The organism is Streptomyces tardus (genome assembly GCF_018101125.2).
Classification (GTDB): Bacteria; Actinomycetota; Actinomycetes; order Streptomycetales; family Streptomycetaceae; genus Streptomyces; species Streptomyces tardus.
Genome location: NZ_JAELVF020000001.1, coordinates 2017068 through 2040027, shown reverse-complemented (window position 1 = coordinate 2040027; position 22960 = coordinate 2017068). Strand labels below are relative to the sequence as shown.

Annotated in this window: 15 protein-coding genes, 1 tRNA gene and 1 pseudogene; 8 read left to right on the top strand and 9 right to left on the bottom strand. The window is 71.6% G+C overall.

The genetic code is table 11. The annotated features are described in order from the left end of the window. The first annotated feature begins 348 nt into the window (after positions 1-348). Together JGS22_RS08785 and JGS22_RS08780 are read left to right on the top strand one after the other, a co-directional pair. Positions 349-762, top strand: a complete 414-nt coding sequence (locus tag JGS22_RS08785; protein WP_211042251.1) for a hypothetical protein — start codon at positions 349-351, stop codon at positions 760-762. Positions 763-867: 105 nt separating this feature from the next. Beyond that, positions 868-1440, top strand: coding sequence for a hypothetical protein (locus tag JGS22_RS08780; protein WP_211042250.1), 573 nt, complete (start codon positions 868-870; stop codon positions 1438-1440). A 170-nt stretch (positions 1441-1610) separates the two neighbouring features. Here the strand turns inward: JGS22_RS08780 and JGS22_RS08775 are convergent, their stop codons facing one another. After that, positions 1611-3143: an LCP family protein gene (locus JGS22_RS08775; protein WP_211042249.1), complete on the bottom strand. Its 1533-nt coding sequence runs from the start codon at positions 3141-3143 to the stop codon at positions 1611-1613. A 578-nt stretch (positions 3144-3721) separates the two neighbouring features. On the opposite strand from JGS22_RS08775, the gene JGS22_RS08770 reads away from it, so the two are divergent. Together JGS22_RS08770 and JGS22_RS08765 are read left to right on the top strand one after the other, a co-directional pair. After that, complete coding sequence (locus JGS22_RS08770) at positions 3722-5056, top strand: hemolysin family protein (RefSeq protein WP_211042248.1); 1335 nt, start codon at positions 3722-3724, stop codon at positions 5054-5056. Next, the gene (locus JGS22_RS08765) at positions 5053-6108 is read left to right on the top strand and encodes a hemolysin family protein (protein WP_211042247.1); all 1056 of its coding nucleotides are present in this window, start codon (positions 5053-5055) and stop codon (positions 6106-6108) included. The genes JGS22_RS08770 and JGS22_RS08765 overlap by 4 nt, the downstream gene beginning before the upstream one ends. A 251-nt stretch (positions 6109-6359) precedes the next feature. On the opposite strand, the gene JGS22_RS08760 is transcribed toward JGS22_RS08765, so the two are convergent. The 3 genes and pseudogenes from JGS22_RS08760 to JGS22_RS27355 all read right to left on the bottom strand — a co-directional run bounded on the left by JGS22_RS08760 (position 6360) and on the right by JGS22_RS27355 (position 10283). Then, the gene (locus tag JGS22_RS08760; protein WP_211042246.1) at positions 6360-6590 is read right to left on the bottom strand and encodes a twin-arginine translocase TatA/TatE family subunit; all 231 of its coding nucleotides are present in this window, start codon (positions 6588-6590) and stop codon (positions 6360-6362) included. Positions 6591-6802: 212 nt separating this feature from the next. After that, complete coding sequence (locus JGS22_RS08755; RefSeq protein WP_211042245.1) at positions 6803-8263, bottom strand: aminopeptidase P family protein; 1461 nt, start codon at positions 8261-8263, stop codon at positions 6803-6805. Positions 8264-8449: 186 nt separating this feature from the next. Next, positions 8450-10283 (bottom strand): annotated as a pseudogene (locus JGS22_RS27355) (PP2C family protein-serine/threonine phosphatase). Between the two features lie 760 nt (positions 10284-11043). On the opposite strand from JGS22_RS27355, the gene JGS22_RS08740 reads away from it, so the two are divergent. Continuing rightward, positions 11044-11862 carry a bifunctional DNA primase/polymerase gene (locus tag JGS22_RS08740; RefSeq protein WP_211043352.1) on the top strand — a complete coding sequence of 273 codons (819 nt, stop codon included), beginning with the start codon at positions 11044-11046 and terminating at the stop codon, positions 11860-11862. Positions 11863-11996: 134 nt separating this feature from the next. Then, on the top strand, positions 11997-12704 hold the full coding sequence (locus tag JGS22_RS08735; RefSeq protein ID WP_211043350.1) for a hypothetical protein: 708 nt from the start codon (positions 11997-11999) through the stop codon (positions 12702-12704). 462 nt (positions 12705-13166) lie between these two features. Here the strand turns inward: JGS22_RS08735 and JGS22_RS08730 are convergent, their stop codons facing one another. The 3 genes from JGS22_RS08730 to JGS22_RS08720 all read right to left on the bottom strand — a co-directional run bounded on the left by JGS22_RS08730 (position 13167) and on the right by JGS22_RS08720 (position 16059). Next, a complete protein-coding gene (locus JGS22_RS08730; protein ID WP_211043341.1) occupies positions 13167-14135 on the bottom strand; it encodes a DUF5926 family protein in 969 nt (322 codons plus the stop codon). A gap of 158 nt (positions 14136-14293) precedes the next feature. Then, a complete protein-coding gene (locus JGS22_RS27350; RefSeq protein WP_372454207.1) occupies positions 14294-15115 on the bottom strand; it encodes an ATP-binding protein in 822 nt (273 codons plus the stop codon). A gap of 161 nt (positions 15116-15276) precedes the next feature. After that, positions 15277-16059 (bottom strand): glycerophosphodiester phosphodiesterase, encoded by a 783-nt coding sequence (locus JGS22_RS08720; RefSeq protein ID WP_211043339.1) that lies wholly within the window; start codon positions 16057-16059, stop codon positions 15277-15279. A 290-nt stretch (positions 16060-16349) separates the two neighbouring features. On the opposite strand from JGS22_RS08720, the gene JGS22_RS08715 reads away from it, so the two are divergent. Both JGS22_RS08715 and JGS22_RS08710 read left to right on the top strand, forming a co-directional pair. Continuing rightward, the gene (locus JGS22_RS08715; RefSeq protein ID WP_308405577.1) at positions 16350-18029 is read left to right on the top strand and encodes a S1C family serine protease; all 1680 of its coding nucleotides are present in this window, start codon (positions 16350-16352) and stop codon (positions 18027-18029) included. 114 nt (positions 18030-18143) lie between these two features. After that, positions 18144-18231: transfer RNA gene (locus tag JGS22_RS08710), tRNA-Ser, on the top strand. 281 nt (positions 18232-18512) lie between these two features. Here the strand turns inward: JGS22_RS08710 and JGS22_RS08705 are convergent. Both JGS22_RS08705 and JGS22_RS08700 read right to left on the bottom strand, forming a co-directional pair. After that, positions 18513-20144 (bottom strand): type 1 periplasmic-binding domain-containing protein, encoded by a 1632-nt coding sequence (locus tag JGS22_RS08705; protein ID WP_211042749.1) that lies wholly within the window; start codon positions 20142-20144, stop codon positions 18513-18515. A 5-nt stretch (positions 20145-20149) separates the two neighbouring features. Then, entirely contained in the window at positions 20150-22291 is a 2142-nt protein-coding gene (locus JGS22_RS08700; protein WP_211042751.1) for a hypothetical protein, read from the bottom strand. Positions 22292-22960: the final 669 nt, after the last annotated feature.

The window sequence follows — 22960 nt, the reverse complement described above, 5'->3', positions numbered from 1 at the left end:
GTGTGCGCGTACTGCTGGCGCGCGCCTGCCGTACCTGCGCGCCGCCGCCGTACGTGCCCCGGGAGAGGTCCGGAGGGGGAAAACGAGCTTGCGGGCAGGGGGAGTTGAACGCCCGGAGCGCGCCGTCTGCGCGGTGCCGGGCGGAGCGCCTCAGCGCTCGGGACACCCCGCGGAGCGCGTGCGCCCGAGGTCGACGTGGAGCCGACGGCGCAGGTGGGTATGGCTGTTCCTGCCGGTCATGGTCGAATCATCGGCGGACGCGGAACCGCTCCACACGCCCCGTCTCAAGGGATGGTGCGCACGGTGCGGCCCCCCGCGCACCCGTATCCCGCACCCGGAGGGCAAGAGATGGCGCAGTCGGTCCACTTCGTACGCTTCCAGGGGGTGGAGCCGCATCCGGCCGGCCATCGCCTCGGCATCTTCGTCCTGGTGAACGGGCTGTCCCGGGAGGGCAGGCTCACCGCGGAGCAGGAGCACTTCAGGCGCACCAACAACGCCTGGTACGACGCCGCGTACACCAACCCCAGCCACGTGGACACCACTGTCTACGACCGTGCGGTCAACCCCGGAGCGGTCGCCTGGTTCAGGAACACCTCGCGCGAACTCATCGCCCGGGTCGACGGGTACCTCGACATCCTCGCCGCGCACGCCGTGCCGTGGGAGCGGCTCTCCTCGGTCGACCCCGGACGGATCGTGTACGAGGACGCGCACCAGATCGTCGTCGTACCTCACCCGCCCGCAGCCGGCCCCGTCGCCCGGTAGCTCCTCGGGACGTACCGGGGGACACGGTTCCGCGCGGCTCGGCGTACTCTGCCCGGTGCAGAGTGTGGCCGTGTCGTGAAGTCGATCCGTGAAGGTGTGAGGGGTGTGCAACGTCCTGGCAGAGTCGCGTCCGTCGCCTGCGGGGTGGCACTCGCCGTGATCGCCGCGGCGGTGACGTTCGGGGTGCTGTCGACGGACGACGCCGACGGCGGTCCGGACGGCGCGGGCGGCACGTCGCGCGCGGTCACCGGTGAGGCCCGGGAGGTGCTCACACGGATCGAGCAGGCCGGCCTCCCGATCGAGCAGCCGATACTGCACCGTCCGGAGACCGACCCGGACCATCTGCTGGGCGAACAGGACGGCTACCGCAGCAAGTTGAGCTTCGAGGACGGCCGGGTGGACGGCGGCCTGGTCGTCGACAACGACCCGGGCAGCGTCGCGCTGGGCGGGGTCATCGAGGTGTTCGACAGTCCGCGCGAGGCACGCACCCGCGCCCAGCAGCTCCAGCGCGACGCGGAGGGCATCCCGACCCGCTCCGAGCGGGCCTACGTGCTGCGCGGTGTGCTGCTGCGCCTCTCGCCCTACCTCAGCGAGTACCAGGCGGAGCAGTACCGGCGGGCACTGGACGCCTCGCCCGCCCCGAGCGCCTCACCCACCTCGGACGTCCGCGAAGCGTGAGCGAGGCGTGAGCCGGGCCGGGCCGTACCTCCGGCGCCGCACCGTACCTCCGGCGCCGCACCGCCGGCGCCGCACCGCCCGCGCGCTCGGCGCCAACCGCCCGCGGTGCGTCCACCGCTCGACGCGGGCCGCTCGCCCCGTACGAACCGTGAGGGCCGCGACGCCCGGTGTCAGGAGCGCAGGCCGCGGAAGTCGTCGCCGATGGTGAGCGTCAGCCCGCCCGGCACACCGCCGCCGGCCTTGGTGTCCGAGCCCGGCACTCGGCCGCTCAGCACGCTGGCGTGGGAGCGCAGCCCCTGCGGGTAGCTGATCGTGGTCCGGTCGGTCGGGGTGGGGGCGTTGCCCGTCGTGGCGACCTGGAAGCCTGCCGCGCGCAGCTGCTCGGCGACCTCTGCCGCCTTCCCGGCCGTGTCGGTGCCGTTGAGCACGTTCACCCGGATCTGGGAGGGCGTGAGGGCCGCGGTCTCCTCGGCGCTCTGCTCCAGCTTCTTCTTGCTGATCGGCTTGTCCTTGGCGAGCGAGGTGAAGAGCGTCTCGGCCTGCGGGTACTGCCAGACGACGTTCGCCCTGTCGGTGGGGACGTCCCGCTCGCGCGGGTAGTTGGGCACGGTCAGGAAGGTGAGCCGCTTGGTCGGGATGCCCTGGACCTCGCGGGCCAGGTCGTAGAGCGGCCGGACGCCGGCCAGCTTCGGGTCGGTGGTCAGCGAGCCGGTGAACGCCTCCATGAAGCTGTACATCGCCTTGCCGTTGGTGAGCTTGGACTTCGCCTTCGCGGCGAGCGCATCCATGAACTCCTGCTGGCGGCCGATACGGGAGGTGTCGCTGCCGTCGCCGACGCTGTAGCGGGCGCGGACGTAGCCGAGCGCGTCCTCGCCCTTGATGTTCTGGCAGCCCGCGGGGAGCTTGAGGTGGGCCTTCTTGTCGTCGATCGGCTCCTCGGGGCAGACCTCGACGCCGTCGAGCGCGTCGACCATGCCCTTGAAGCCCTGGAAGTCCATCGACATGAAGTGGTCCATCCGCAGCCCGGTGTTGTGCTCGACCGTGCGGATGGTGCAGGCGGCGGCGCCGGCGATGTCGCCGTCCATGCCGCCGATCGCGAAGGACTCGTTGATCTTCGAGTGGTGGCTCTTGGAGTCGTTGCCGTTGCCCTTGTCACAGCTGGGGATCTCGACCCAGGAGTCGCGGGGGAGCGAGACGACGCTGGCCCAGTCGCGGTCCGCGGAGATGTGGACGACCATCAGGGTGTCCGACTGCATGGTCTCGAAGCCCTTGCCGTACTTGCCGTCCGTGCCGTCGCGGCTGTCGGAGCCGACGACGAGGATGTTCTTGGCGCCGGGGCTGAGGGAGACGGGGCGGTTGTCACCGAGGCGGCCGTCGATGTCGGCCTCGTTGATGTTGCCGTCGAGCTTCTGGTAGATCCAGGTCGCGGCGCCGCCGCCGACGACCACCAGCACGGCGAGGACGGCGCACGTCCAGGCGACGATCCGGCCGCGGCGGGTGAGGCGGGTCTGCTGCGCCCGGCGTCCGCGGCGCGAACCGGCCGCGGCGCGGCCCCTGCCGCCCGCATCGTCGGCACCGCCCGCGGCACCGCCCGCACCGGACTCCGGTCGGGCCGCCCTGCGCTGGCCGCTCTCCGCACGGCGGGGCGCTCGGCGGCGGCCACGGCCCGGCCGCGGACCTTCGCTTATTCCACCCGCGCTCATGCCTGTGCACCTCCAGCCCCGCCAGGGGCACCTGTCGCCTGCTGCCTGCACTGGCGCGTGCGTACGGCAGCCGCAAGTGGGCTGTCGGCGTACGCGCGGGGTCGTCGGGGTCACGGGGATGAGCCCGACAAACCGATGCCAGAGGTCCGCCCGTCCCCTCGCGAATGGCGCGAGGCTGAGTACGGCGAGCTGACAGTACCAATAGCGCAACGATCTGCGGGAGTCCCCTAATCAAGTAGTTGACCTGCATGTTGTGACAGTGAACAACACAATGCGGAGGGTGATCGCAATCGCGCAGACAACACCCGTGAGCTCTGCCGAAGTCTTTGCTGCTCCTTTACGATGCTTTTCACCAGGAGCACCACAGTGGGTGCATCCGCGTTCGAAAGGAGTTCCAGACCCATCATGGGCGAACCTCCCAGTATCAGCCGTGCCACACCTCTCCCGAAGCTTCCGGACGGTCCACTCGGACACCGCGGAACGCGGCTCGCGGATCGGGGGTGGCACGGACTCCGGCAGACGTCCTCGCCGCTCCCCCGTCGCAGCGCCGGCCCTTCGGGCGTTCCGGGTGGTGAGCGGTGAACGCCGTTCTGGGTCTGCTCGCGGTTGTCGTGCTCACCGCGGGCACCGGCTATTTCGTTGCTCAGGAATTCGCTTACGTCGCCGCCGACCGGGTCGCGCTCGCGCGTGACGCCGACGCGGGCGACAAGCGCGCCGCGCGGGCCCTCAAGGTGCTCGGCAGGCTTTCCTTCATGCTTTCCGGCGCACAGCTCGGCATCACGGTCACCGGCCTCATCGTCGGCTTCCTCGCAGAGCCCGCGCTCGCGGAGCTGCTGCGCCCGATGCTCACCGGAATCGGTGTGCCCGACGCGGCGGTGGGCGGCGTAGCGCTGACACTCGCCTTCGTCTCCGCCACCGTGCTGCAGATGGTGCTCGGCGAGCTCGCGCCGAAGAACCTGGCACTGGCGATCCCCGAACGGCTCGCCAAGTCGCTGGCACCCTCCACCCTGGCGTACCTCAAGGTCGCCGGGCCGCTCATCCGCATCTTCGACAACTCGGCCAACAGAATCCTGCGCAGAGTGGGCATCGAGCCGGTCGAGGAGCTGCACCACGGCGCCACCCTGGAAGAGCTCGGCCACCTCGTGGACACCTCCCACGAGCACGGCCACCTTCCCCAGCACACCGCCGAACTCATCGACCACGTACTCGAGTTCGGCGAGCGCACCGTCGGCGAGACGATGGTGCCGCGGGTGGACGTCGCCTACCTGGCCGCCGCCGCACCGGCCGCGGACGCGGTGGAGCTGATCGCCCGCTACGGCCACTCCACCTACCCCGTGCACGGCGAACGGCCCGACGACATCGTCGGGTTGATCGGCGTACGGGAGCTGATGCGCGTGGACGCCGACCGGATCGCCGAGGTCACCGCGGGCGAGCTGGCCAGGCCGGCGCTGCTGCTGCCGGAGACCCTGCCGCTGCCCGACGCGGTGCGCCAACTGGAGGAGCAGGGCGACGAGTTCGCGGTCGTGCTGGACGAGCACGGCGGACTCGCCGGCATCATCACCTTCGAGGACATCGCCGAGGAGCTGGTGGGCGAGATCAACGACGAGTCCGACCGGGTCGTCGAGGTCGCGGTCGCGCTGGGCGACCGCTGGCTGGTGGACGCCCACCGCAGGCTCGACGAGGTGGCCGAGGCCACCGGCGTCGTACTGCCCGAGGACGAGGACTACGACACCGTCGCCGGGCTCGTCATCGACCGGCTCGGCCGCTTCCCGACGATCGGTGACCGGCTGAGTCTGGATCTGCCCGAGACCGGTACGGCGGAGATCGAGGTCGTGACGCTCGACCGCCACGTTCCCGGCCGGGTACGGATCGCCACCCACGGCGCACCGGCCACGCGGGAGGAAGTCGCATGAGCCCCCTGACGGCAACTTTCATCACCCTGCTGCTGCTGGTCGGCAGCGGGTTCTTCGTCGCCGCCGAGTTCGCGCTCGTCGCTGCCAAGCACCACCGCATGGAGCAGGCCGCGGCCGAGAAGAAGCGCGGCGCCAAATCCGCGCTGGCCGGTATGCGGGAGCTCTCGCTGATGCTCGCCGGCGCCCAACTCGGCATCACCGTCTGCACGTTGGGGCTGGGAAGCATCTCCAAGCCGGCGATCTCGCACCAGCTGGACCCGCTGCTGGTCTCGGCCGGACTGCCCACTTCGCTCAGCTATGTGGTCGCGTTCATCCTCGCGATGATCGTGGTCGTCTTCCTGCACATGGTCCTCGGTGAGATGGCGCCGAAGTCCTGGGCCATCGCCCACCCGGAGAGTTCGGCGATGCTGCTCGCACCGCCGTTCCGCGCGATCACCACCTTCGTGCGTCCGCTGATCTGGGTGCTCAACAAGATCAGCAACGGGCTGGTGCGGATGTGCCGCGTCACCCCCCGCGAGGAGCTGACCTCGGTGCACAACCGGGAGCAGCTGACGCATCTGATCACCGAGTCCTCGCGGCTGGGCCTGATCAGCCGGGACGACTCCACGCTGCTCACCCGCAGCCTCACGGAACCGCAGACCGAGGTCGGCGAGCTGATGGTGGCGGCCGTCCGCATCCACTCGGTCACGCCGGAGTCGGACGTGGACACGCTGCTCGCCGCGGCGGCCGAGCACGATCTGACGCGGCTGCTGGTGCGCGATGGCGACCGGGTGCTCGGCTCCGTGCACGCCAGGGACGCCATGGTGGCGCGGTCGAGGGGACGGCAGACCACCGCCGGAATGCTCGCCCGGCCGGTGCCCGAGCTCTCGCCCGGCGACACCACCGCCCACGCGATCGAGCAACTGCGCCAGCGCAGGGCCTCGCTCGCGGTCATCCGGGACGCCGAGGCCCGCCTGGTCGGGCTCATCAGCCTGGACGACCTCATCGTCCGGCTGACCGGCCCGCTGGTCGCCGACCGCGGCACCGGTGCGACCGCGGTGGCGAAGAGCTAGCCGACGCCCGGGCCGGACGCAGAGCCGACCGGCCCGGGCGCAACCGAGGAGCGGACACGAAAGCGTCCTCGTCCGGTGCGTGGGCACGGGACGAGGACGCTTTCTTTCCTCCCCGGGAGAGCGGGGCGGAGCTGTTCCGGTGCGGGTCGACGGGGGCGGGGCGCCCGTCGAGGGGCGTGCGCGTGCGTACGGGCGGGGCGCTCGTGGTCGTACGAACAGATGCGGGCCGCGCGTCTACGCGTGGTGTCGGCTCAGCGGGCGGCGGACTCGCCCGCGGGCGGCGGCTTGAGCTGCTGCTCCTCGGCCGGCCGGCTCGCGGCGGTGTCCGGCTGGGACTTGGTCGCGCCGACCTCCGACTTGAGGATGCGCAGTGCCTGACCCAGGCCGCGTGCCGCTCCCGGCAGCCTGCTGGAGCCGAACACGACAACCGCGACGAGCACCAGCAGAAGCAGGTGCCAGGGGGCGAGTCCGTTGCTTAGCATGCGATCCACTATGCCGGGGGCCGCTTCCGGACATGGCAAAGCAAACGCATGGAGTTGGAAAAGACCCAGGTAAGTCTTGGTGCGGGCTGCAGGCTGCGGGCTGCGAGACCCGGCCGCGCCGGCGACGGCGAAGGCCGGGCGCGGAGTCAGCGGCGGCCGAGGCGTCCGCGGACTCGCGCCCGGCCCTTCGGAGCCGGGGAGCGGGAAGGGAGTCAGCCCTTCAGCCGGGCCATCCACTCCTCCACGTCCTGCGAACGGCGCGGGAGGCCGTCGGACATGTTGCGGTTGCCGTCCTCCGTCACGAGGATGTCGTCCTCGATCCGCACGCCGATGCCGCGGTACTCCTCGGGGACCGTCAGATCGTCCGGCTGGAAGTAGAGCCCGGGCTCGACCGTCAGGCACATGCCGGGCTCCAGGGTCCCGTCCGCGTACGTCTCGCGCCGGGCCACCGCGCAGTCGTGCACGTCCATGCCGAGCATGTGGCCGGTGCCGTGCAGCGACCAGCGCCGCTGGAGGCCCAGCTCCAGCACCCTCTCCACCGGGCCCTCCAACAGGCCCCACTCCACCAGGCGTTCGGCGAGGACGCGCTGGGAGGCGTGGTGGAAGTCGAGGTACTTCGCGCCGGGCCGGACGGCGGCGATGCCCGCCTCCTGCGCGTCGTACACCGCGTCGTAGATCTTGCGCTGGAGGTCGTCGAAACGGCCGTTGATCGGCATGGTGCGGGTGACGTCCGCCGTGTAGAGGCTGTGCGTCTCCACGCCGGCGTCCAGCAGCAGCAGCTCGCCGGAGCGCACCGCCCCGTCGTTGCGCACCCAGTGCAGGGTGGTGGCGTGCGGACCGGCGGCGCAGATCGAGCCGTAGCCGATGTCGTTGCCCTCGACGCGGGCGCGGAGGAAGAAGGTGCCCTCGATGTACCGCTCGGAGGTGGCCTCCGCCCGGTCCAGCACCTTCACGACGTCCTCGAAGCCGCGCACCGTGGAGTCCACGGCCTTCTGCAGCTCGGCGACCTCGAAGGCGTCCTTGACCAGCCGCATCTCGGAGAGGAAGCCGCGCAGCTCCTCGTCGCCGTCGGCTGTGGCGCTGCCGGCCAGCGCCGCCTCGACACCGGCGTCGTGGCCGCGCACCACCCGGACCGGCCCGGCCGCGGCGCCCAGCTCTCCGGTGAGGTCGCGGACGTCGGAGCAGGGGATGCCGTAGAGCTGCTCGGCCTCGGCCAGGCTGTGACGGCGGCCGACCCACAGCTCGCCCTGGCCGTCCAGCCAGAACTCGCCGTTCTCCCGGTCGGAGCGCGGCAGCAGGTAGAGCGTGGCGTCGTGCGCCCGGCCGCCGTCCTGCGGCTCCAGCACCAGGACGCCGTTCTCGGTCTGGTCACCGGTGAGGTAGGTGTACTCGACCGAGGAGCGGAACGCGTACTCCGTGTCGTTGGAACGGGTCTTGAGGTTGCCCGCGGGGATCACGAGGCGCTCGCCGGGGAACTGGGCGGAGAGCTTTGCGCGGCGGCCGGCCGTCTGCCCGGCCTGCTCGATCGGTTCGAGGCCGTGCAGCTCGGTGTCCGCCCAACCCGAGCGCATGTTCTCCGCGAGCTCGTCGGAAACGCCCCCGTACAGACCGTTCTTCCGCTGTTTGATCGGCTGCTCGTCTGCCGGGGTCTCCGGTGACTGCTGCTCGGCCACGTCGCTGCCTCCTTGCGTACGGACTGGAACCGCTGCCCATCGTACGAGCGTTCCCGCGAAGCTCACCCTGCCGCAGGCGCCCCGCCGCCGCGGCGTGCGGCGGCGCAGGGCCCACGCCGCCGCCAAACCCCTTGTACGGGCCCGGCGTTGGGCGCCGCGGCCGGCGCGGCCCGCCGGGCTCCGGGCTCAGAAACGGGCCGCGAGGAGGACGACGTCCTCGGGGTGCGGCTCCTCGCAGCGCTGCCGGCCGAGCACCTTGTGCAACACATGGTCGACGAGGGCGTCCGGATCGTCCCTCACGTCCGGTGCGGCCGTCGACGCGGCGGAGTGCAGCCGACTGAAGGCGCGGTCCATCGACTCGCCGGTGCGCCGCAGCAACCCGTCCGTGTAGAGCAGGAGCGTCTCGCCGGCCTCCGGCCGCACCTCCACGCTGGGCGCCTCCCAGCAGGCCAGCATGCCCAGCGGCGCCGACAGCGTCGTCTCCACGAACTCGCACCGCCGCGGACCCACGATCAGCGGCGGACAGTGGCCGGCACCGGCGATCACGATCTTCCGCGAGGCCGGTTCGGCGTACCCGAAGAGCGCGGTCGCCGAGCGCGCCGGCTCGGTCAGCCGCATCAGCAGCTCCAGATCCGACAGCACGGCCACCGGGTCCTCGCCCTCCATGACGGCGTACGCCCGCAGCGAGGCGCGCAGCCGTCCCATCGCGGCAACGGCACCCGGCCCCGAACCGGTGACCCCGCCGACCGAGAGGCCGAGCGCGGCTTCGGGGAGCGGCAGCACGTCGTACCAGTCGCCACCGCCGTGCGGACCGGCGAAGTGCCGTACCGCCAGCCGTACTCCGGGCACCCGGGGCAGCCTGGCGGGCAGCAGCTCCTCCTGCACGGCGGCCAGCGCGGACTCGGCCCGGAACAGGGACAGCCGCCGGGCGAGGTGCTCGGCGGCGCACTGGAGGTAGAGGCCCAGCAGATGGCGTTGCCGCTCGGTGGGAGCCGCCGGCTCGTCGTACAGCCAGACCACCGCACCGAGCCGGCCCCCCGCCCCGTTCGGCACGGGAACGCGGTGGACGGGCCGTGGCGGTGCTGGCCGGGGTGTGGGTTTCGGGCGGCAGGGCGGCGGGGTGGGTTGCCGCGTCGGTGCCGACGCCGATGCCGCTGGCGGCTCGGGGGTGCGGGTCGGGGTTTACCGGGTGGGCACTGTCCGGGACGCTGCGGGTGGGGACGGGCGCGGTGCCGGTACCGGTCGACGTGGCGCTCGACAGCCCGGGCGATGTCGTCGGCCCGGCAGCCGTGGCGGTGCTCTCGTCGGTGGGCCCGGTGGTGGGCTCGTCGGTGCTCTCGGCGGCGGCCCCGGGTGCGGGGCCGAGCAGCGCCGCGTGCAGCGGTACGGCGTAGCTCGCCGCATAGCCGAGCCGGGCGGCCACCTCGCGGTGGCGCGGGTCGAGTTCGTCCTGCCCGGCGATGTCGGGGTGGCTGATCTCCTCCGGCCGACCCGGCTCGGGCAGCCCCTCCAACAACCGTCCGTAGAAGGCGGAGCTGTCGGTGACGGTCTCGATCTGGCCGATGTCGGCCCTGCCCAGACCCAGCCCCAGCGTCCGGTCCGGGCCCAGCCCGTCGGCGGGTGCCAGCACGATCAGTCCCCGCTGCGCGCCGACCAGTACCGCGCCCCCGCGCAGCGTCTCGTGCAGTGCGTCCTCCAGCGTGGTGGCGCGGACGAGGCCTTCGGTGAGCTCGTGCAGGGTGGTGAGGTCGGAGATCCAGCCGGCCAGCCGGTCCTGCGCGGCGGCCAACTGCTCAACGGGCGTGGGGGCGTCGGCGTACGGAGTGTGCGGGGCGTCCGCCGAGCCGTACGCGCGGTCGTCGGGGTGGCCCGGGTCGGCACGAACGTTTTCGGACTCGGCGATTCGCTCGTGCGTACTGCCCTGTGCCGAACCTGCCGTGGGAGAAGGCGGGTTAGTGTGCTCCGCCCTGGGTAGAGAAGAACTGATTCCAGCCACTTTTGGCAGATGGTGCGTTGTCATGAGCAGCGGCTTTCGCCGGAGGGCGTATCTGTCACTAGCATCGCAAACCCCCATGTAGTGCTGCTCTGCTACCAGTGCCTCCAGAAGTACACGCACTGGTCAGAGAATGTCCAGCAATATTGTGATCCGGGCGATGGTGCCCAGGCGCGTTCCGGCGGTGGGGAGTGACAAGCCGAGTCTCCCGCAACTTGGCGTGAAAAGTACCCCAGTTGCGCCAAAACGAGGTCGACTGGATTCGTTCGGCAGCGCAACGACATCCGGGACGTCGTCCGGGCACCCCCGGCGGGTGTGCGGAGAGCGTGGACACGGGTGCGCTGCGGGGGTAGACCTCCCCGCAGGGGAACCCGATCCCGGTCCCGTGCGTCTCAATCGGGAGTCGAGGGCGACTGGTTCAGCAGTGGCGAGCAGAGATCGCCACGATCGGAAGCACACGCGCAACGCACAGCGGGGAGCACGCGCGACGCCAGGATGCGCCACCTCCCGCCAGGTTCCGCGCTCGGCCCCGAGCATGATGCGCTGCTCCGTACGCACAGTGACACGAGATCCACTCGCGGTGGACCGATGCTTGCGGTCGGTTTCGAGAAGAATGTGAACTTCGCGCTCGTTGCACCACTCTGAACGCGGTACGTCTGGAAGGTCCTGTACGCCCTGCGTACTGTTCGCGCACGCCGGTGAGTCAGCAAGTCGACACGGCACCACGTCCGTACGGCGTGCACCGGCCCCGCGAACGGTCCGCGACCAACGGAAAGGATGAGCGCTCATGCGTGAGATCCCCGGAAGGCAGCGCCTCGGCCGCTGGGCACGGCGGTCCGCCGTCCTCACCACCGCCACCCAGTGGGACTGGCCGGTGGTGCCCGGGGCGGAACTGCGTGAGCCCGTCGGCCGATACGGCTCCGGCAGCTCCTCCCGTTCCTCCGGCAGCTCCTCCCGTTCCTCCGGCGGCTCCGGCGGTGCGCAGCGGTCCGCGGCTCGCGGTGTGCGCGCACGCCTCGCCGCGGCGGCCGGCAGGGGTTCGGCGGAGGCGGAGAGCGACCCGGGCGCGGACGTCGGCTGCGAATGCGGCCGGGCGGACTGCGTGGTGCCGGGCGCCCATCCGTACGACCCGGACCTGCTCGCCGCCACCACCGACGCCCGGATGATCCGCTGGTGGTGGAGCACCCGGCCGCACGCTTCCGTGATCCTCGCGACCGGGGGGCGGGCGCCGTGTGCGCTCAGCCTTCCGGCGGGCGCGGGAGCGGCGGCGCTGCGCACCCTCGACGCCCGGGGCATCCGCACCGGCCCCGTGGTGGCCGGGCCGACGCGCTGGGCGCTGCTGGTCCAGCCGTACGGGCTGGCCGAACTCGGCGAGCTGCTGTACGCGTTGGACCATGTGCCCAGTTCGCTGCGCTTCCACTCGGAGGGCGGCTACATCGCCCTGCCGCCCTCGTCGACGACGGGTGGCCGGGTGAGCTGGGAGCGCCCGCCGCTGACTCCGCGCGGGGCGCGCACGCCGTACCTCCCGCACACGGCCACGTTGCTGGACGTCCTCGTCGAGGCCAGCGCGACCGCGCCGGAGGGCGGCGACAGGTTGACGTACTGACCCGGAGCCCAAGCGGGCGCCGGTGTACGGGTGTTGCGGCGTCCGTCACTCAAAGGGGTGGGAAGCCGCGCGACTTGTCGTGCAACGGGCGGAAGCGGGCGAACGGCACTTCCGCCGGCCCGTATGTTCGCCGCATGCCTCCGCCGAAGCACGCGCCACAGCGGCGCTTCTCCCGAGTACGCCTGGCCGCCCTCTCCGCGGCCGTCGCACTGTCCGCCGTGCTGCCGCTGACCGCGGCGAGCGCGGGGCCCGCCGACGTGCCGCGTGAGGAGGCCCGGCCTCCGGGAGCGGCCGGGGTCGAGTCGATCCACGGCCGACCGGGCGTGCCGTTGCGCGGCCCGCTGGACGGCTCGGGGGGACGGCGCACGCCGCAGGAGCCGGAGCCCGCGGGCCCCTCCGCCGGCGATCGAGAACCCGTACCCGCTGCCGCCGGGGGCCGCGGGCCGGATCCGGTCGCCGAACCGGCTGCCGGGCCCGAACCGGCTGCCGGACCCACCGCCCGGTGCGGCCCGGAGATCGAACTCCGCGAGTGGGTTGTGGCCCAGACATGCGTACTGGAAGAAGAGGACCACACCCGGGGCCGCACCTACTACCGCAATACGAGCGGCGCCCCGCTAATGGGAGTGCTGACACTGCTGCGTCCGGACGGCAGGACGCTTCAGATGAACTGTGAACTCCCGGCTTCCGGTAATCCCGGCAGCTGTGAAACTCCCCGCGAACGCACCGTGCACCCTTTGGAACACGAGGAGCCCTATACGGCGATCGCCGAGATCGCCACCGCCGACGCCGAACGCATGCTGGTGCGCGCCGGCAGCAACCCCGCCGGGGGACAGCCGCGTTGAGTCCGCGGGCGGCGCCGTGAGCCGTGCCACGGGCAGTGCGGTGAGCCGTGCCGCGGCAGGTTCGGCGTCGGGAAGCGGTCCAGGCGGGACGTGCCCCGCGCCGCCACGCGCGGGCGCAGCGCTGCGGAGGTACACCACGTACGGCGCACCCCGGCATCCGGCGCCAGAAGGTCGCTCGCGCGGGAACCCGGTGGGAATCCGGGCCCGACCCCGTGGAAAGCCGACAGGTACCCGGCACACACTCGGCCGGGAAATGGCAACGCCCGATCGCTGGCGACGGGGGATGCACCAGCGATCGGGCTTCGGAAACGGTAACAAGAGATTGGGCTCAGGCAAATTCCTGAGCGCCAATTCCCCTGCCGATTCCCGGGCCTGAATGGCTTCTTGTGATAAGCGTCACGAGTTCCCGCGGAGTATGGCCGGGAGTTCGTGACAGGTGTAATCGACTTGAATCGCGCCCGGTCAGCTGAGGGTGATCTGCCGATTCATCAGCCCGCTGCGGGACTTGCGCTCCTCGGCGGTCAGCGGCACGGTACTGCCGAGAGCCTCGGTCAGCCGCTCCTGGAAGGCGGCGGCAGGCTTCTCGCACTCTTCGGCGGTCATCGCGCTCGGGAGGTCCCACACCGGGACGAGCAGCCCGTGCGCGCGGAACGAGCCGACCAGGCGGGTGTCCTCGCCCAGCGACGAGGCGCCCGCCGCGTGCAGCCGCGAGAGAGCGTCGAGCAGCTCTTCCTCGCCGTGCGGCATGACCCAGCGCAGATGGTTCTTCTCCGGGGTCTCGCACCAGTAGGCGGCCTCGACGCCCCCGAGGCGAAGGGTGGGCAGCGCGGCGGAGTTGGCGCGCTCCAGCGACGCGGCGACCTCGCCCGAGGCGTCCTCGGCGTCGCCCAGCCAGAACTCGAAGCCGGTGTGCACCTCGGGCACCAACTGCACCTGCGCGTCCAGCACGTCCTGGAGGCGCGGGGCGTCGACCGGCGGCCGACCGGTGACGATCGGGCTGCCCGGGTCGGCGGTCAGGCCGCGCAGCAGCACATCGGCGAGGTCGCGGCTGATGTCACCGGAAGGGGTGTCGTTCTGGATGCCGACCAGGACGCTGCCGTCGTCGCGCCGCAGGCCCGGCCAGGCGAGCGGGAGGACGGTGGCGAGCGTCACCGAGGGGACGCCCTCCGGGAGGCCGTCGCGAAGCGTCAGTGAAGCGGTCGCGGCCGGCACCAGCTCGCGCATGGCGACCCAGTCGCACTCGCCCGCCAGGCCCTCGAAGGGGCGGCGCACCAGCTCGGTCGCGGCGTGGGACGCGTCGCGACCGTGACAGGCCTTGTATCGACGGCCCGAACCGCAGGGGCAGGGCTCGCGCGCACCGACGACCGCGACCTCCCCGTCGGCGAGTTGAGGCTTGGCAGCCTTGGACTGGGGGCGACGCTTCTTGGCCATGGCGCGAGTCTCCGTGTCGTGCGAACGCTGTCGCGCGCGAGCTTAGGGCACCGGCTGCCGCCCGTGCTGCGGTATCTGAACGACCGCAACCGAAGGCTGACGCACCTGCGCACGCCCGCCGGCCCCCGGGCGCCGGCGTCCGAGGGGGCCGGCCGTGGTCAGCCGTGGTGCCCCGGAGCGCCGTGCGGTCCCGAAGTGCCGTGTTGGGGCCCGGAGTTGCGCCCGCCGGGAGTGCCGCGCCGCTGAGTGCGGGCCGACGGCTCGTCGAAGCCGGTGAACTCCTCCAGCCCCTCCAGTGACTCCAACGCCTCGGTCTCCAGCGCGGATTCGGGACGGGCCTCCGGTCTGGCCGGCTCGGCCCTTCCCGGCTCGGCCCTTCCCGCATCCGGCCTGCCGGACGCCCGTACGCCGCCGTGGGCCCGCGCCGAGTGCCTCGCCCGGCCGCTGCCCGGCGCCATCGCGCGCAGCCCGCCGCGCCCGCCGCCTCGCAGGCCGAGGCCGCCGGGCAGCCCGGGGAGGCCCCGACCGGTCAGCCGTGCGCTCGGCGAGATGCTCTGCGGGGCGACCACGGCCCACACGGTGACGCTGCCGTCCTCGCCGCGGTCCTCGACTCCCCAGTCCCGCGCGAGCGAGGTGATGATCGAGAGCCCCCTGCCGCCGTGTGCGCTCACCGACGGTGTGGCTGGAAGAGGTCTGGTGGGACCGCCGCCGTCCGTGACAGAAATGGTCAGACGCCCGTCGGAGGTGTGCGCCCAGTCCGCGCGCACCGAGTCGTCGGGAGGGAGAGGGGACGCATGGCGGCAGGAGTTGCTCAGCAGCTCGGAGAGGATGAGCAGTGCGTCGTCCACCACGCTGTCGGGCGCGCCATGTGCCCGTAGTTCTTCGCGCATACGCCGCCGCGCCAGACCGACGCCCATTGGTCCATAGGGCACGGCCATGGTTGACGAAGCCGGCACTTCCTGTGCCATTACGAACGCCACCCCCGAGACCTCCTCATTGCCCCATGCCAAGAAGATGGATGCCCTTCGCGGCGCGAGGGGAAACCGACAGGCAACGGACGTTTGTCACTCACGTCATGAACTGATACGGAACGCGTCCGCAACTGTGCGACGAGTGAGGAAAAACGACCGGGTGAATGCCCCTAAAGGCGTCCAAGGTCGGACAGTTGGGACAGTACCTGTTGTGGTCTGTTCGTGATGAGCGCGTCCACTCCCAGCCGTGCGCACAGCTCGACGTCGATCGGGTCGTCCACCGTCCAGACGTGCACCTGGTGCCCGGCGCGCTGCGCGTGGATGACGTACTCCGGATGGTTCCGGACGATCCGCACGCTCGGCCCCGCGATGCCGACGCCCACCGGGAGCCGCCCGTCGCGGTAGCGCGGCAGCAGGAACTGCATCAGATAGACGGTCGGCAGATGCGGTGCCGCCGCACGCACCCGGTGCAGCGAACGGGCGGAGAAGCTCATCACCCGTACCGGAGTGGGCAGTCGGTGCTCCGCGAGCAGCTCGACCAACCGCTCCTCGACCTGCCCCGCCCAGCGGGTCGGGTGCTTGGTCTCGATCGCCAGCTCCACCGGTCGTCCGGCGTCGGCGTACTCGCGCACCAGGCGCAACAGCCGGTCGAGCGTCAACACCGAGGCGCGCTCCGGGTCCTCGGTCTCGGGCTGCTCGTCCGCGTCCTTCCAGGAACCGAAGTCCAGGGTCGCCAACTCGGAGAGCTCCAGCGTGGAGACCGCGCCCCGCCCGTTGGAGACGCGATTGACGCGGCGGTCGTGGACACAGACCAGATGGCCGTCGGCGGTGAGGCGGACGTCGCACTCCAGCGCGTGGGCGCCATCCTCGATGGCTTTGCGGTAGGCGGCCAGAGTGTGCTCGGGAGCGTCCTCGGACGCCCCTCGATGGGCGATGACGGAAAGGGGGCGCACTGCGTCATCGTGCCACTTTCGTGCACCCGCGGTCGTCGGCGCGGGGCCGCAAACCCGGCCGCGCGCGGCCGGGTTTGCGGCCCCGCGCCGACGACCGCGGGTGCACGAAAGTGGCACGATGACGCAGTGCGCCCCCGTACGGCGGCGCCCTCGGCGGAACGTACGGCGCAGGCGTTCCCGGCGGCACGTACGGCTTACGCCGCCTTGACGTGCCGTGGGAAAAGCTGACCGCAGACTGGTTCTAGGGTGAACAGCCCAGGCGTGACTGTCGTGTACCTGAGGAGAGAGCTGTGAGCACCGAGCACGAGGGTGTCGGCCGACCGTCGGACGAGGGCCCTGGCGACGAAACGGCCCCCGCCGACCGGGGCTGCGCCGGGCGGTACGGGCGAGCAGCCCGGATCCGGAACGCCGACGCCCGGCGGTGGCGGTGTCTGCGGTACGGAGGACTCCGGCCTCCCCGCCCCACCATCCGCACCCGCCCCGGGCGGCGCACCCCAGTAGTCGCCGCTGTCGCCGGAGTGGCCGGTGCTGCCGTACGGGCCGTTGCCGCCCTGGCCGCCGTAGGTTCCGTCGCCGGCGTACGGGCTGTCGGCGCCGTGTGCGCCGTGCGCGCCGCCGTACGTACCGCCCGCACCGGTGCGGGCGGTACGTACGGCGCAGGCGTTCCCGGCGGCACGTACGGCGGCGCGCACGGCGCACACGGCGCCGACAGCCCGTACGCCGGCGACGGAACCTACGGCGGCCAGGGCGGCACCGGTGGCCAGGGCGGTCACGGCGGTCAGGGCGGCAACGGCCCGTACGGCGGCGGTGGCGACAGCGGCGACTACTGGGGTGCGCCCGTACCGCCGCCGCAGCGCAAGAAGGGCCGCGGCGGACTGGTCGCCGCCGTCCTCGCCGCCGCGCTGCTGGCCGGCGGTATCGGCGGCGGCGTCGGCCACTGGGCCGCCGACCGTTCCTCCGGCAGCTCCCCCGACACCGTCTCCGCGCCCGGCAACGCCGGGGACCGCGCGGCCGATTCGGTGGCCGGCATCGCCTCCAAGGCGCTGCCGAGCGTGGTCACCATCCAGGTCAACGGCGGGACGGGCACCCAGGGCGGCGGCACCGGCACCGGCTTCGTCTTCGACAAGCAGGGCCACATCATGACCAACAACCACGTGGTGGCCGCGGGCGACGGCGACGCGGAGCTGACGGTCGTCTTCTCCGACGGCGAGAAGTACGAGGCCGAGGTCGTCGGCCGTGCCGAGGGCTACGACGTGGCCGTCATCAAGCTCCGCAACCCCGGCGACGCCAAGCTCGCCCCGCTGCCGCTCGGCAAGTCCGGCGATGTGGCGGTGGGCGATGCGACGGTCGCGATCGGCGCACCGTTCGGCCTCTCCGGCACAGTCACCACCGGAATCGTCAGCGCACTCAAGCGCCCCGTCGCCTCCAGCGACGGCGAGAGCTCCGCCGCCTCGTACATGAGCGCGCTCCAGACCGACGCCTCCATCAACCCCGGCAACTCCGGCGGCCCGCTGCTCAACGACTCCGGCGCCGTCATCGGCGTCAACTCCGCGATCCAGTCGGCAGGAGACGGCATGGGCGGCGGCTCGGCCGGCAGCATCGGCCTGGGCTTCGCGATCCCGATCGACCAGGCCAAACGCGTCGCCCAGAACCTCATCGAGACCGGCGAACCCGTCTATCCGATCATCGGCGCCACCGTCGACATGCGCGGACAGGGCAAGGGCGCCGAAGTCATCGAGGAGGCCGAGGACGGCAGCGACTCCGTCATCTCCGGCGGACCCGCGGACAAGGCGGGCCTGCGCGGCGGCGACGTCATCACCAAGCTCGGCAACACCCAGATCGACAGCGGGCCCACGCTCATCAGCGAGATCTGGACCTACAAGCCGGGCAACAAGGTGAAGCTCACGTACGAGCGCAACGGCAACGAGAACACCACCACCATCACCCTCGGCAAGCGCACCGGCGACTGACCGGCGCCCTCCCGACGCCCTCCAGGCGGCGGGTGCCCGGCGACGACAACCGCCGGACACCCGCCGATGACCGAGGAGTTAAGCTGTCGCCGTACCGCCCGCGCGGCGATACCGGGAGGTGTGCCCGAGCGGCCGAAGGGAACGGTCTTGAAAACCGTCGTGAGGTAACCCCTCACCGTGGGTTCAAATCCCACCGCCTCCGCACACGTAGGCAAAGCAGCACGTCGGAAGGGGTGACCGTCAGCAGACGGGCGCCCCTTCCGACGTTTTCTTGCGCCTCGAGTCGCTCGGATTTCGCTCTTGGGCGGTTGCTGTTCCGGGCGGGCCGGCGCCCTCGCGCGGTGACCGGTGCACCAGATCAGGAGCGGTGGACGCGTTGACGGGCTGATCAGTCCGGAGAACGGCTGATCGGCACTTCGTGGACGACTTCCCAGCGGCCGCTTGGAACCACGATGTCCGCGGTCTCGACCGGCCGATGCGTGCCTACGGGGTGTCGCTGGGGATGACGCAGTTCTCCGGTTGTTCCTTGCCGGTGGGCCAGGCCAGGCCGGCGAACTTCAAAGTTCCGCGGCCGTCCTTGCCCGGATGCAGCCGCACCACGGAGACGGGCTTGTTGTACGGATGCCCGTCGCTGGTCAGGCAGATCAGGCCGCTCGTTCCTTTGATGCGGTGTTCCGAGTGGAGCTTCGACCACTGCTGGCTGAGGTCGGTGAGGCTGGGGACCTTCGACTCGTCGGTGCCCTGGACCTTGTGCAGGGCGGTGCCGACGGTGAGGACGCCGTCGTGGACGAGCATGGTGCGCGAGTCCGCGAGATCCGGTGTGGAACCGATGTCGGTGCCCTCTCCGGCCGTGGTCGCGATCAGCTTTTTGAGTTTGTCCAGGGCTGTCTTGGGTTCGTCGAGGTACTGGGGGCGGGGGCTCGGGCCGCCCTCCTCGGTCTTCTTCCGGTTCTCGGCCCACGCGGCCAGTTCCGTGTCCCAGGCGTCGGGGTGGGCGGGAGCGGCGTACTGGACCGTCACCTTCGCGCTGCCGTCCTCACCGCGCAGCTCCGCCCAGTCCTTCTTGGTCATGTTCTGGGCCAGCGAGGCGGCGTCGGAGCCGCTGATCAGGGTGAAGTGCCGGTCTGCACAGGCCTGTTTGGCAAGGGTGAGGGCGAAGGTCTTGAGGTGCGTGTGGCGCCCCGCGAAGTACACGGTGTCGGCCTTGGAGGCGCAGATGTTGTTGGCGATCTGGTCGAACTGATTGCCGGTCGTGCCCAGTTCGTTGATCGACGGTGAGGTGAAGGGTGCGTCCGTGGGGCCGGCCGGGCCGGTCTCCTCGATGCCGCGGAACGCGCTGGCCAGCGACCTGTTGTAGGTGTCCCCGCGGGTGTCGTGCACCAGGACCGTTCTGGCGTTCTCTCGGCCCTCCTCGCCGAGGAAGCTCGCCAGGGCCTTGGCCGCGTTGTCGTTGGTGGGGAGTATTCGGGCCAGGCCGGGGAAGCGCTGCTGCTCGGCTCCCTCGACGTTCGCGATGTCGTCCCCGGTGATCCGGGAGGCCAGCACCGGCACTCCGTTTTTCGTCAGGCGCTCCACGGCCTTCTCGGTCGCTTCGAGGCTGAGGTTGAAGCCGGTGACGGCCCGCAGGTTGTCGCTGCCGGACTTCGACATGTCCAGGAGCGTGCTCACGACCTTGTCCTGATGGGCGTAGTAGCGCCCGGGGTTGGCCAGCACCAGACGCATCATGGGCTTCCTGCCGCTCGCGTTGGACTGCCGCTGACCCAGGTACGCGCCCTGGAGGTCGCTGCGCATCTGCCGTCGGAGCCCGGCCGTCTGCGACTGGAGGGGCAGCATGACCGCCACCGTGACATGGGGCTGGCCGGCGATCCTCTCGTTCTCCGCGGCGATGGCCTCGGCGACGGCGCTGATCTCGGGTGTGCCGAAGTCGTAGCCCGCGCCGTCGACTCCGATGCACTGGTCGTCGATCTTCTCGATGCCGTCGTGGCAGGTGTCCGGCTTCTGGAGCGCGGGAACGACGTACACCAGGGCGGCCAGGAGCGCCGCGGTCGCCGTCAGCGCGTAGAGGATCTTGCCCCATCGGGGCAGCCTGTTCCATCTGGGCAAAGGGCTGGGCATCGTCGCTACCTCCGTCGGGCGAGCTGGTCGGTGCAGTCGCAGCGGAGCAGCGGTTGCTCGTTCGCGGCCAGGTGGCTCCATCCGGTGGCGGTCGGGCCGAACTCCCCGGCGCCGTCGAAGTCGAGGGACGACAGCTGCCTCAGCAGCTGCTCCAGTGTGCGGGCCATCTCGCCGCCCGTCGCGGTGGTGCGCTCCTCGCACAGCCATACGGCGTGCAGCAGTTGGTCGACGGTGCGGCGCAGCGGCGGCCCGTCCACCCGTACGAGTCCCTGGGCGCGTTCGCGTCGTTCGTCCGCTTCGCTCGGGTAGGGCGCCTGGGCGATCTCCAGCAGCTCCTCGCACCAGGTGCGGGGGTCGGTGGGGAGTGTGTCGGCGAGGTGGCGGGCGACGTCGTCCACACCTCCGGAGACGAGGTGGTGGTTCATCCGGTGGGACGTCCCCGACCGGAACGCGCCGCCGCTGCGCTCGTCGCCGGCGTAGTGGTCGCGCAGCAGGTGGTGGTCGGCGTACCAGGCGGCGCCGTCGGGTTCGAGCCCGTACAACCGGTGCACCAGCAGTTGGCGCAGGCCGAAGTCTCCGATGAAGTGCCGTGTGCAGCTGGGCCATCCGGTGTCGTGGAGCAGCCGCGCGACCTCGTGCGCGGTCAGGCGCAGGACGCGTCCGGCCTGGTGGTGGCGGAGGAGGACGTCCGCGCACTCCGGATCGTGGGCCGCCGAGAGGTGGGTGAGGAGGTCGAGCCACTGGCTGTGGTGCTCGTCCGGCAGCTGGACGGGCAGTTGGTCCAGGACCAGCTCCTGGAGGAGGACGTCGGTCACCGGCTGCTCGGGAGCGCCGTCCGGGCGGCGCAGCACGGCGTCGAGGACGGCCCGGTCGTTGGCGTCCGTCTCCATCCGGTGGTCAGCGGCGGCGGTGGCCAGTTGGATCACCGTATGGGGCCGTCCGCCGCTCAGTTGGGCCACGGCGGCGGTGACCCGGCGGCGGTGGGTGCCGCCCTCCCGCTCCGCGCCCAGCTGGATTCGTTCGGTCGCGCGGCGGAGCCGGTCGCCGGTGAGGAAGGGCATCCGCAGGATGAGCACCCCGGCCGACAGCGGCCCGCGGTCCTCCTCCGGGTCTCTGCGGCGGACCCAGCCGGGCGGAACGCCGTCCGCGGGGCGGAACGTCGCCACCTCCCTCGGCGGCAGACCTCCGTGCAGGAAGTCGCCGCCGTCCGCACGGCGTGCGGTGCCGACGACCACCACGCGGTCGCGCTGCCCGTCCCGGCGGTCGGTGAGTACACCCCGCAACAGGCTTTCGCCCAGGGGCTGTTCGGCGTGGTCGAGCAGCAGCCCGGGCCGGCCGACGCGGCCGAGCCAGCCGCCCAGGCCGTTGTACGCCGCCTCCAGGTCCTCGCGCAGCGCCCGGAAGAGGAAGCGCTCCGCGTCCTCCCGCCGCTCGCCGCCGGCCCGGAAGTCGGCGGCGAGCCGGTGCAGCCCGTGCTTGGGCTGGCCGGCGGCGCCGGGGTACTCGCCGTAGATGCGGGCGAGTTCCGCCTCGCCGCGGGGCGTCAGGCGCTCGAAGAGCACGTCGAGCAGTCCGGTGAGCGCGGCGGCTCCGTATGGGCCGAGCGTCTGTCCGGCAAGCACTTCCAGCATCTTGCGCAAGGCGCCGAGAAGCGAGCCGTGCCAGAAGTCGCGTGTCCCCAGGCCGCGCAGCCGGGGCCGTTCGATCAGCTTCTCGTACCGGTCGACCTCAGCCCTGACCGCCGCGTCGGTGTCGGTCGCGACCCCGGTCGCGATCACGGCCAGGCCCGCGAAGCACCGCGGGAAGCTGAACGCCCCGCCGGTGCCCCGCCAGGTGTGCAGGAGCGTGGCGATCTCGACCAGCGCCTCCGTCACCGCGGAGCGGGCGCCGGGCTCGGGCCCGGCCCGGAAGGAGTGCACCGGTGAGGCGCAGTCCAGGTGGATCACCGGTACCTGGCGGGCGAACCGCGAGTGCACCGTCCGCAGCAGCCGGCCCTTGCCCATCCCCGGCCCGCCGGTGAGCAGCACCACGGGCAGGTCGGGGCCGTACAGCGCCTTGCAGTCGGCGCCCGAGGGCGACCGCCCCAACAGTCGAGCGAAGAACCCGTCCGCTGCGAGGAGTTCTTCGAAGCCGAGATCCTCGTACACGCATCCCCCGTGGATGCTCTACCGCCCGAAAGCGGGTGGCCGATGTGGTGGGTGGAGGTTAGCGGAGCGCAAGAGCTGTTGTCAGGGAAACGGCAATTCTTGCGGGGCGGCGGGAAGTTGACGGTGGAGTTCCGGTTATGAATTCCGCCTGGGTGTTTCGGTGGTGGTGGCGGCGCTATTGGCCAAGGGTGTTTGTTCCGGGGCTTCGGTGTCGAGTGTCGTGGCGGTACGGGTGGGGTGCGGGGAGTGTGCTCGAGTGCGCCGGGGCGCGGCGTAGGACGGGGTCGTGGCGGGGGAGACGGGGGCGCGACCGGTGGTCCCGTTGCAGGGCGCGGGTTCTTCGATGTCCGGCGAATGTCGGCCGATGGAAGGGGTCGGCGCCTCGGTGGGTGTGTTTGGTGATTGGGGCTGTTTTCGGCGGGATTTCGCGTGGCTTCGCGTGGCTTCGTGCGAGCGGTGGAAATTCCTGTGAACCGTTGCGCGTTCTGGTGGATGGCGCCGGGGTCGGAGTTGCGCGCGTTTTCCTTGTGGGCTCGTCGAGTTGTGGAGTGGGAGTGGGAGTTGTGGACTCCGGGGATTCGCGGGAATTGAGGGGTTCGTGTGCGTGGTGGGATTCGTGCGTGCCGTGGGGCCCGTGTGAATTGCCGTCGGTGGGGCCGCCGGTGGGGC

What these genes read in the sequence shown, in the direction of transcription:
- JGS22_RS08785 (WP_211042251.1), top strand. Translation starts at nt 349, where the DNA reads ATGGCGCAGTCGGTCCACTTCGTACGCTTCCAGGGGGTGGAGCCGCAT.
- JGS22_RS08775 (WP_211042249.1), bottom strand. Translation starts at nt 3,143, where the DNA reads ATGAGCGCGGGTGGAATAAGCGAAGGTCCGCGGCCGGGCCGTGGCCGC.
- JGS22_RS08765 (WP_211042247.1), top strand. Translation starts at nt 5,053, where the DNA reads ATGAGCCCCCTGACGGCAACTTTCATCACCCTGCTGCTGCTGGTCGGC.
- JGS22_RS08760 (WP_211042246.1), bottom strand. Translation starts at nt 6,590, where the DNA reads ATGCTAAGCAACGGACTCGCCCCCTGGCACCTGCTTCTGCTGGTGCTC.
- JGS22_RS08740 (WP_211043352.1), top strand. Translation starts at nt 11,044, where the DNA reads ATGCGTGAGATCCCCGGAAGGCAGCGCCTCGGCCGCTGGGCACGGCGG.
- JGS22_RS08735 (WP_211043350.1), top strand. Translation starts at nt 11,997, where the DNA reads ATGCCTCCGCCGAAGCACGCGCCACAGCGGCGCTTCTCCCGAGTACGC.
- JGS22_RS08730 (WP_211043341.1), bottom strand. Translation starts at nt 14,135, where the DNA reads ATGGCCAAGAAGCGTCGCCCCCAGTCCAAGGCTGCCAAGCCTCAACTC.
- JGS22_RS08705 (WP_211042749.1), bottom strand. Translation starts at nt 20,144, where the DNA reads ATGCCCAGCCCTTTGCCCAGATGGAACAGGCTGCCCCGATGGGGCAAG.